Below are 1307 nucleotides of genomic sequence, written 5' to 3'. Positions count from 1 at the left end.
TAGTTATCAATTTCTTTTTTTAATTGTTCTATCGACTTGAATTTTTGTGTGTAAAACATTTCAGATTTTAATGTGCCAAAGAAATTTTCGATCACAGCATTGTCTAAACAGTTTCCTTTTCTGGACATACTTTGTATAATGCCTTTCTTCTTTAATAATGTCCGATAATGACTCATTTGATATTGCCAGCCTTGGTCAGAATGAAGCATTAGGTTTGTACGGTTTGGGATTCTTTTAAATGCCTTCTTGAGCATGGTTACTACTTGGTTGAATACAGGTCTTTCCGTGAGTTCATAGCTGATTATTTCTTGATTGAACAAGTCTATGATTGGCGATAGATAGAGTTTCTTGCCCGATACATTAAATTCGGTGATATCGGTTGCCCATTTTTGATTTGGAGCTGTGGCTTTGAAATTTCTTTCTAAAATATTTGGCGCTATTTTGCCATTTTCGCCTCGATAAGATTTGTATTTTTTTATCCTGACAATGCTTTTCAAACCTAATAATTTCATTAATCTAAAAACCGTTTTGTGATTGATTCTTAGCCCGCGGTTCTGAAGTTCATCAGTTATCCTTCTATAGCCATAACGTCCTTTATGTTGGTGGTATATGGACTTAATTAATTCCTTTGTTGTCTTGTATTTATCAGGCAGATCCAATTGTTTTTTATGATAATAGAAACTGCTTCGTGCCATATTGGTTTGATTTAAAAGGACTTCTAAATCAAATTTATGCCTTAACTCTATTATGGCTTGGGATTTTTCCTGGCTTGAATTAAGGCGTCTAACTTTTTTAGCAATTCATTCTCACAACGAAGTAGTTCGTTTTCTCTCAACAATTCTTCTTCTCTTGTCAGGGGTTTGTCTGACTTGCGTTTCTTGCGTTTATTATTGCTCATGGATATGGGTCTGCCTCTTTGTTTTGGTTGTAATCCTTTGATTCCAAAGTTAGCAAAATCTTTTTTCCATTTTACAATAAGACCAGCATCGGGTATGTTAAACCTTAAACAGCTTTCCCTCAAAGAAAGCATTTCTTTGCGAATCGTTTGGATTACTGTGAGTTTAAAATCAACTGAATAGCTGTTGTTTCGCCTGGGCAATAATCCGGCAGTTCCGTATTCTTTATAAAAATTAACCCACTTGCGAACGTTGGATTTGCTGATGTTTTTCAACTTTGAAACATACAAAACAGAATAATGTTTCTCTAAAACTAACTTAACACATTCTAATTTAAATGCGTAATCATACTTAACTTTTCTTTCCATAAAAAATGCCCCAAATAGTGTCTAACTTTTTGGGGCATGTTCA

2 protein-coding genes are annotated in these 1307 nt (G+C 34.1%); both read right to left on the bottom strand.

What is annotated here, in order from left to right:
• On the bottom strand, nt 1-746 hold a 746-nt coding region (locus GV828_RS13060; protein WP_317163833.1), incomplete at its 3' end, for an IS3 family transposase.
• Nucleotides 746-1264, bottom strand: coding sequence for a helix-turn-helix domain-containing protein (locus GV828_RS13055; protein WP_166537936.1), 519 nt, complete (start codon nt 1262-1264; stop codon nt 746-748). The genes GV828_RS13060 and GV828_RS13055, both read right to left, overlap by 1 nt.
• Between the last annotated feature and the right edge of the window lie 43 nt (nt 1265-1307).

This window comes from Flavobacterium ichthyis, from assembly GCF_009915155.1.
Classification (GTDB): domain Bacteria; phylum Bacteroidota; class Bacteroidia; order Flavobacteriales; family Flavobacteriaceae; genus Flavobacterium; species Flavobacterium ichthyis.
The sequence above is the reverse complement of the archived record's forward strand: the minus strand, read 5'-3'. Positions and strand labels throughout refer to the sequence as shown.

Coding starts and splice junctions, on each gene's coding strand:
- GV828_RS13055 (WP_166537936.1), bottom strand. CDS start 1,264: ATGGAAAGAAAAGTTAAGTATGATTACGCATTTAAATTAGAATGTGTT.